The organism is Sphingomonas pollutisoli (assembly GCF_029167165.1).
In the GTDB taxonomy this organism is placed as follows: domain Bacteria; phylum Pseudomonadota; class Alphaproteobacteria; order Sphingomonadales; family Sphingomonadaceae; genus Sphingomonas; species Sphingomonas pollutisoli.
This window is the reverse complement of record NZ_JARFNJ010000017.1, coordinates 63,788-70,109: the sequence shown is the minus strand read 5'-3', so window position 1 is coordinate 70,109 and position 6,322 is coordinate 63,788. Positions and strand designations below refer to the sequence as shown.

The window sequence follows — 6,322 nt, the reverse complement described above, 5'->3', positions numbered from 1 at the left end:
GAAGGACGTGGCGAAATGTTCCGCAGCTTTGCAGGACTACGCCGCGCTCCTCCGCATTACCGCTTCCTCGCGATAAGCGATCTTATGCGCAGCTCGCCATAAGATCTCCCAAGCGTCGGCATATTCGTCATAAATGCGGATCTGCGTGGGCGTGAGTTCATGTTCGAGCGGGTCATATTCGACACCGCGGAACGTGAGCGCGCGGGCGGTGTAGAGGCCAAGCGCTTTCAGATCGCGGGCAACGATCTCCATTGCCGCGATGCCGCCGCTGCCAAGCGCGGTCATAAAGGCTTCGCGGGTTTCGAAGGATGATCCCTCTCCCCACAGCCCAAGGCGGCTCGCATAGCAGAGGTTGGCGGGGTCGGTTGCGCCCGTCGCGCTGTTATAGAGGATGCAGGCGCGCGATAGAAGATTTTGGAGGCGGACGCCGGCCAATCCCTGCTCCGAGCCCTTCTGGGTACCGAATTTGGTCTCGGTGCCCGCCGCGTTCGCCATCTCATGAGCTTCATCGAAGGCGATGACGCCATCGAAATCGGGGCCCAGCCAGGCGAGCACCTGCTGCAGGCGGGAGAGCGCATCGTCGCGCTGGGATCGCAGGGTCGCGAAGGTGAGATAGAGGATGCCGCTGTCCATCGTGATCGACGTGCCGAAGAGAAAGGCGTCGAGCGGCTGGACATCGATGGCCATGCCACCGAGCGCGGTCCAATCGCGACGGGCGTCTTCGAGCAAGGCGGCGCTCTTGGAAATCCAGACGGCACGACGTTGCCCACGGCACCAACGGTCCATGATGCACGCAGCGATCTGCTGCCCCTTGCCGACGCCGGTGCCGTCGCCGACCATATAGCCCATGCGGTAGACATGGCCGGCGGCATTGGGCGTCAGCAGCGTGCCCGCATCATTGGGGACGTAGCGGCCAGGCAGGTCGCGCTCGAAGGCTTGGCCCGCATAGATGACGGTTTCGAGCTGGGCGTCCGAGAGGGCCGCGACGGCGCGCGGCGGCAACATCGGGCGATAGGTCGGCACCGGTGGCAGGATCGACGCCATCGCGACGGACTCGACCAGTTGGTCCGGGTGCGGATTGGCCTGCTCGAAGACCATGCGGGAGAGCCGCCAAGGTATGTAAACACCGATCTGCTCGCCGGCGGGCGGCGGGGTCTCCAGCACCTCGTAGGTGAGCAGTTCGGGCTCGCCCGAGACGATCGGGCGCACGGGCGGCGCTATCTGGCGTGTCGGTTCGACCCTGGCAAACAGTCCGCCCACCCGGGCAGGAAGTGCCAGCCTCGGACTCGCAGACTGCGCCGGTTCGACCGGCTCGGGTGGCGTGGGTATATCGTCGAGGCGGGGCGGCACGTCGCGAGCGATCGCGAGGGCCTGGCGGATATCGTCGGCGACATGGCACTCGGATTCGCCGGTCCACCCCTTGTCGAAGACGAGCAGGCGGATCGAGATGGACGTGCCATGCTTCGCATAAGGCTGGCCGTTGATCGAGATCTCGAAGCGCGGCGGGACCAGGGCGCTGACCGTCTCATAGCCTTTGCTGCCGGTGCCGCCCCGAGCGAAAGCGGGCGACATGATCGCGACGCAGCGTCCTTGTGGGGAAAGGCGCAACAGCGCGGACCGGAGGTGACGCGCGCCGGCATGGCGGTCCTGCCCCCGGCCTTCACTGCGCGAGAAGGGAGGGTTGATGAGGACGACGCTCGGACGAATGGTCGGGTCGAGCAGGTCGTGAATGAATTCGGCATCGTGCCGGGTGACGCACTGGTCGAGCGCGAGCGACAGGAGATCGGCGCGTAGCGGGTCGCGCTCGTTGAGCAGGAGGCTGGCTCCGATCTGGCGGGCATGGACCGCGAGCATGCCGGTGCCCGCGGAGGGTTCGAGGACCGTGTCGGTATCGGTCAAGCGCGCGGCCTGCGCCGCGAGCCAGGCGAGTTGCAGCGGGGTCGAGAATTGCTGAAGCTCGACCTGCTTTTCGCTGCGATAGGTCTGGGTCGGTAGCCCGGATATCAGGCGGTCTCGCGCGGCGGCGGCCGCAGCAGGATCCGCATAATCGATGAGCCCTGCCGCCTGATCGAGGGCGAGCAGCACCTGCGCCGTTTCGAGCGCATCATAAGCGTCGCGCATCGACCAGTCACCCCAGGCGTCGGAGCCGCCGACGCGTTTTTGCATCAGGCTCTTGAGCATCTGGCGCGAAATGCTGCCGCCCTTGGCGAGGCGGTCGGCGAGAATGCGGGCGATATCGAAAAGCGCCGTGGCTTTGGCGCAGGGACGATCGGCCGCATCGGGTGCGGCGAAAAGCGAGAGTGTCATGAGGATCTCCGGCGATGCGGCGAGAGCCAACCGCCCTCGCCTCGCCGGATTCCCTCCCCCTTCCCTCCTAAGGCTGTTCGCCGCGCGATATCGGCTTGTTGCGTGATCCGGGATTTCGGAGACTGCGTCGCAGGGCCATTCCCGCACGCGTGAAAACTTGCGCTTCATGGGTGCTCGCGCGTATTTTGACGCCCTCGGACTTGGAGGCGACGCGGTCACTGTATCGCGCGACTTCCGGGAAAGATGGATCGAAGCGCTCTGATTGGAACCCGCGGGATGAATCTCCCTACCAAGTATCAGCCAAGTGTCGTTTCGGACCATGACGAGACGAAGCGTATGATGCTTCTGGCTATCGAGCTTTCTTCCGGCTCGAAGAGCGGGAACAATGGAAAGAAGCCCACTCTAGCGGACATGGATGAATATCAGGATTTCTGCCGGGCAGCCGATCGTTTCCCGGCACGAACGTCTCGAGCCTGACGAGCCGCCATCGGGTATTTGGTCGGCGATCAAGGCTATGACTTCGGCGTGGATCGTCGCCGTGCAGCGTTATAGATGTCGGCTGCCCATTGCTCGATCCATCCGGTCGTCATTGCGTCGTGGTCCAGGTCGCCGCTCTCGATCAGACCGCGAATTTGGGAACGCGCCTGAGCAATCGCGGCCTCCCAGGAGTCATATGATCGAACCGGGATGGGTGATGCATTCTCGGCGGGCAGGTGCCGAACGGGTTCGGACAGGCGCATGAGCTGCTGGCGTGTCCAGACCTCCATGTGCTCGGCCACCAGCGTATCGGATTTCGACACGCAGCGTCGGTAAGCGTCTCTGCGGGCTGCGATGCCATAGGCCTGACTGTCGATCGAGGCGATCCGCCCCTCAAACGCGGACAGGTATTGAAGCGCGGAACCTTTCACTCCGAAGGCGTGGAGCCTGACGGCGGCTGGGAGGATGCGGTCCAGATGTTCTACGACCGCGACCAACCCTTCCGGTCCGCCGATCTCCCGGCGGCACATCGATCCGACACCCAATATGGCGCCGGGACGGATCGAGAGCCAGAGCGCGTCGACGCACCGTTCATAATCGTCCGGGCGCCGGCCTTGAAGGACCGGCATGAAGCGACTGAGCAGTCCGAGATCGGCGGCACGGTCGCGACAATCCCGGTTGGCACGGATCGTTCGCGAGATCCGGTCAAGCACCTCTTCCCTGTCCGAGGCGATCTCATGCTCGGTGCAATAATCGAGGCTTGCGATGCGGCGAAACGGGAATGCCTGAGCAAGACGGAAATAGTCGTCGATGCTCCACGGAAATCCCCGGTATCTGGCCATCGCCACGAAGCCGGCGCTGTCGAGGTCGAGCGAGGCCAATCCCTCTGCGTTGGCGAGCTGGGCCAATCGCCATCCGGTCCATTCTCGCCATCCTCGTCGACTGGACCAGGAAGAAAGGGCGTTGGCGGAGATCAGGGTGGGAAGTTGCAAGCGGCGGGCCCTGGCAAGGATGGGTCCCTCGTTCAGGTGGGGCAGCCCGATGACGATCTCGATGGGCATGAAGGCCTCGATCATGAAGGAGGCAGAGGCAGGCGCGATCGGGCGCCGTCACGGAGCCGAGGCGTTCGGGACCGACCGTTCCGTTGTCGAGCGGGGGCGAGCAAGCCGGGGACAGCTTGCCTAGCGAACGCAATACGTCAGGATTTCGGGTGGTTTGCACCCAAAGCGGCGCGCACGTGATTGGGATCGAAAGGGTCGAGCAGCTCGGCTTCGTGCACGGCTCCCCGGGCCGCAGAACGGCTGTTCCAGCGGAAATCGTCGTCTGGAATGAGGGTGCCGTCCGCCCGGCGGGCGATCCAGCCGCCCTCAGGGTCGCGCTCGACACGTTTCATCGCGCTGGTCCTCGCTAAGTTGAAAGATGGGGCCGCAGCGGCAGCCGCGGCCCCGAGTTTCGAAGCGTCAGGCCGCTTCGGGCAGCGGTTCAGCCTCGCCGTCGTCCGGTTCAGACACGTCGGCGGACGTGTCGTTGGCGGCCGGCGGCAGGTCGTCCCCGAACAGCTCCGGTTCGTCGTCGAAGCCTTCGGGGACGAACCGCATCGGCCCGGGAAGCCAGGCAAGCGCCCGGTCCTTGATCTCGGCTTCGCCGATGATCTGGCCGGCGAACAGCTTCTCGGCCGACGCTTCCAGGTCGAACTTGCGCGAGGCCGCATAACGGTTCCTCAGTTCGATCCCACCGACCGTCTCGAACAGCTTCAGCACCACAGCCTTATTGATGCGGTTGAAGAAGTTGCGCGCGGTCGGCCGCCACCAGGCCGCGACATCGATGCGGAGCTTGGCACCCAGATGGTTGATAAAGCTGGTCCCGCTCTGGCCGTCCGGGACGGCGTGAAGCGTCCGGGCGATCGCCCAACCGAGCCAGCTGGCCCGGGCGCTATCGTCGAGCGCGCAGAAGGCATCGTAGCGCTCGTGGATCTCCTTGTGGTTGATCCAGCTCCGGTCGAGGGCTTCATCGAGCCGGCCCCAGGCTTCGGCCGCCGGGGTTTCGCTCTTGAAGCCGGCGACGCGGGGGGACGGTGCGTTGGCGCTCAGGTCGCTCGGCATGCTGCCGAAACCGAGCCGGGAGGCCTTGTCGACCATGATGAAGGTGCCGAGGTCGAGAGCGAAGTGCGGATCGTTGGCGACATGAAGCGCGAGCAGTTCGGTCTTCATCATCGCCAGTTCATCCTTGAGCTTCTGGCTGTAGCTCTCGCTCGGAGCCTCCACCGCATCGTCGGCCTCGGAGACCGGCTCCTCGACGGCACCCCCGGCTTCATCCGCCGAGTCCTCGTCCTCGCCGCCGGCAGCCGCATCGGGATCTTCCACGGGAGCCACGTAGAGCTGCTCATGAATGATGGGCTGGCCGTCCTTGCCGATCATGACATAGGCGATCGCGGAAGCCTTCTGCTTGGCCGAGACGATCACCGGCGTGTTGAGGATCTCGCCGATCTCTTCCTCGAGCGCCTCGACCCGCTCCGCCTGCTCCTCGGTGTAGCCGTCGGCTTCCTCGCCGAGTTCTTCGAGTTCGGTGAGTTCGGCGGCGATTTCCGTCCGGCGCGCTTCGGCCTCCGGTGTCAGAGCCGTCCTTTCGCCGACAATGCGCGTGAGCTGGTAGGTGTCCGTGTAGGGGATGGTGGTCGCCGTGACGACGCGCACCTCGGCGAAGCCTTCCCGTTCACGGATAGCGGACGCAGCCGTAGCGAGGGCTTCGTCGGCGAGCTTCTCGACCAGTCCGCCGTCGAGCCAGAGTTCGGTCAGCTCGTCGGTGTAGAGGTCGGCCGCGATTCGTCCGCCTGCGTCGAGATAGGTATCGCGGCCCACGAGGAGGGCTTTGGGATCGCCGCCTTTGTAGGTGCCGACGGCGACGGCGCGGCGGATCTCGTTCGCATTGTGGCCGTAATAGCTGGCGCCCATCTGAGCGAACACCTTGGCCTGCCGGTCGCTGTCCGAGGTGTGGGCATAAGCCATCGCGACATCGATGGTGATCTCGCCCTTCCGCAGCGCCTCGAAGACCGGCGCGGCCAGATTGGCGAGACGCAGGCGGCCATCGACGAAGCGCTCGGTCTTGCCGAACCGCTTGGCGACATCGATGGGCTTCTTCTTCTCGCGCTCGATGATGGATTGGAACGCGCGGCACTCATCGGCCGGATTCATGGGGAGCTGGAAGTAATTCTCCATCAGGCTCATCTCGATCGCGTCCTTGGCGGTCTTGGCGAGCAGGACGGGAACCATGAAGTCCTCGTCGAGCGTGCTCGCGGCGATATTGGTGTGGGTGCCGTCGAGCCGCCGGCCGCCGCCATAGATCTCGTACTTGCCCTTCTTGCTGTTGCGCGGGGCTCGGACGCCGATCAGGTTCTCAAGGATGATCTTGGTTTCGCCGATATTGGCCGCAAGTTCGGCATCGGCCTCGGCATCACTCTGGGTGCGGACGTTGTTCGGCGACTTGTAGCAGTCGAGCGCACGCACATAGATGATTTCATGCTGTGTCATTGCAGTTCTCC

4 protein-coding genes are annotated in these 6,322 nt (G+C 64.6%); all 4 read right to left on the bottom strand.

Translation table 11 applies throughout. The annotated features are described in order from the left end of the window. Window positions 1–36: 36 nt before the first annotated feature. The gene (locus PX554_RS23760; RefSeq protein WP_275504708.1) at window positions 37–2,307 is read right to left on the bottom strand and encodes a strawberry notch-like NTP hydrolase domain-containing protein; all 2,271 of its coding nucleotides are present in this window, start codon (window positions 2,305–2,307) and stop codon (window positions 37–39) included. 512 nt (window positions 2,308–2,819) lie between these two features. After that, window positions 2,820–3,845 carry a deazapurine DNA modification protein DpdA family protein gene (locus tag PX554_RS23755; protein WP_067735197.1) on the bottom strand — a complete coding sequence of 342 codons (1,026 nt, stop codon included), beginning with the start codon at window positions 3,843–3,845 and terminating at the stop codon, window positions 2,820–2,822. 137 nt (window positions 3,846–3,982) lie between these two features. Then, the gene (locus PX554_RS23750) at window positions 3,983–4,177 is read right to left on the bottom strand and encodes a hypothetical protein (RefSeq protein ID WP_067735174.1); all 195 of its coding nucleotides are present in this window, start codon (window positions 4,175–4,177) and stop codon (window positions 3,983–3,985) included. A gap of 67 nt (window positions 4,178–4,244) precedes the next feature. Continuing rightward, window positions 4,245–6,311, bottom strand: a complete 2,067-nt coding sequence (locus tag PX554_RS23745) for a ParB/RepB/Spo0J family partition protein (RefSeq protein ID WP_067735171.1) — start codon at window positions 6,309–6,311, stop codon at window positions 4,245–4,247. Between the last annotated feature and the right edge of the window lie 11 nt (window positions 6,312–6,322).